The 1,686-nt window shown below is 42.7% G+C and carries 1 protein-coding gene; it reads right to left on the bottom strand.

The annotated features are described in order from the left end of the window. Positions 1–128 precede the first annotated feature (128 nt). Positions 129–1,649 (bottom strand): NAD(P)/FAD-dependent oxidoreductase, encoded by a 1,521-nt coding sequence (locus tag DP117_RS35165; protein ID WP_169222761.1) that lies wholly within the window; start codon positions 1,647–1,649, stop codon positions 129–131. Positions 1,650–1,686 lie beyond the last annotated feature (37 nt).

The raw sequence follows: 1,686 nt of genomic DNA, 5'->3' as shown, positions 1-1,686 counted from the left end.
AAAAACCCGCTCATGGCGGGTACAATACACACAAAAGGGGTTAGCTAAATGAAATATGAACACAAGTTTTTAAATATTCTTGATACTTACCTAAGGTTGTTAGTTATCAAGTAAAATCCGAGTTATGACTACCAAGCACTTCCAACTGTAGCCAATTGACGATTCTTACCAGAGACATTCGCTACAGGAATAGCAGTCGATTGCACAACAGGCTTATGCTTAACAATATCGTAAACCGCTTCAACAGCAGACTCAATTGAACCTTGCAACCATGCAGGGAAGCGAGAACAATGTTCACCTGCAAAGAAGAGAGTATTTTGAGGTCTTTGTGCTTTTAGGTAATTAGATTCGCTATCATCCCAGTGAATCGTGCATCCACCAGCACTCCACTTGTAATTACCCCAGGCAATAGACGCCTTGTCCACAATCATACCAGGTGTATTGAGTTCTGGATGAAGCTTGCTCACAGTATTTTGCACATAGTCAAAACGCTCTTGTTCAGACATCATTCCCATAGTTTTCGCATCATCACCAATGGTGTAGCTTGCTAACATTACGCTACCATGTTCTGGATTGAACTTAACTGAGGGGTAATATGTTTGACGCACACCATCACCACTGAAAGAAGCACCACCTTTGATACCATCTTTTTGCCAGAAGGACTCACGAGTGTGGAACGCCACTTTTGTACCAGGACAGTAAACAGTGTTGTGAATTGAATCTAGCTTATCATCATCAAAGCCGCTCAACTCTAGTTTACGCAGTACACTGAAAGGAATGGTGCATAATACATAGTCACTGTAACGTGTGCGTAACTGACCGTTTTCTTTAGTTGTGATTTCAACGTGGTCTTTTTGTACATGCAGAGCGACGACTTCAGAGTTACACTTGATTTCACCAGTTATTGATGCTGCTAAACGTTGGATAAGTTGATCCATTCCACCTTTAAGTTGCAACAAGTCATGGCTGGTTTCTGTGATGATATCACCCAGGAATATATCCAATCCTTGAGAACACTTGGCACGGAAGCTTGGATTTGATTTCAGAAAGGAGTTTAAGTCGATAGTTTCACCGTCTTGGCTGAAGTAGGGATTTAAATCTAAGCGTTCTAACTCATCCATTAAGTGAGATTGTAAGTCACGTTCAAATTCAGAACGCAGATTACCAGGAGCGATAGTATTGATGATGGTTTTGAGCCAAGCTGCAAACAAACGGGTTCTTTCACTGTAACGTGTGTCAGAAAAGATTCCACCTTCTGTTTGTTGCAGAACACGGGGTGCGTCTTTCATTTTCAGCACTTGTCCATTGATGTTCATCATGGCGTTGCTTTCTTCAAAGACTGTCATGAATTTGCACAGTTTGTCAGACAGTCCCATTTCATGGACATAATGCAGTGTCATTTCGTGTTCGCTGGGAATACGCATTGCGCCCAGTTCTGCGTAAGGTGCATCTGGGGAGTTACCGAAGCGATGTGTCCAGACGCGTCCACCGATACGTGGGCTACCTTCTAGAATTTCTACTGTGTGTCCTAAGCGTTCGAGTTCATATGCTGCGACTAAGCCTGCGATACCTGCGCCGAGGATTGTAATGTGCTTACCTTTTTGAGAGTTTACCAGTTGGCATTGTTCGAGTAAAATTTTGGTGTCCATTGTTCTAGCTTCCCTTTTTGTTTGTGTGTTTCGCGGT

This window comes from Brasilonema sp. UFV-L1 (genome assembly GCF_012912105.1).
Taxonomy (GTDB): Bacteria; Cyanobacteriota; Cyanobacteriia; order Cyanobacteriales; family Nostocaceae; genus Brasilonema.
This window is presented reverse-complemented; position numbering and strand designations above follow the sequence as displayed.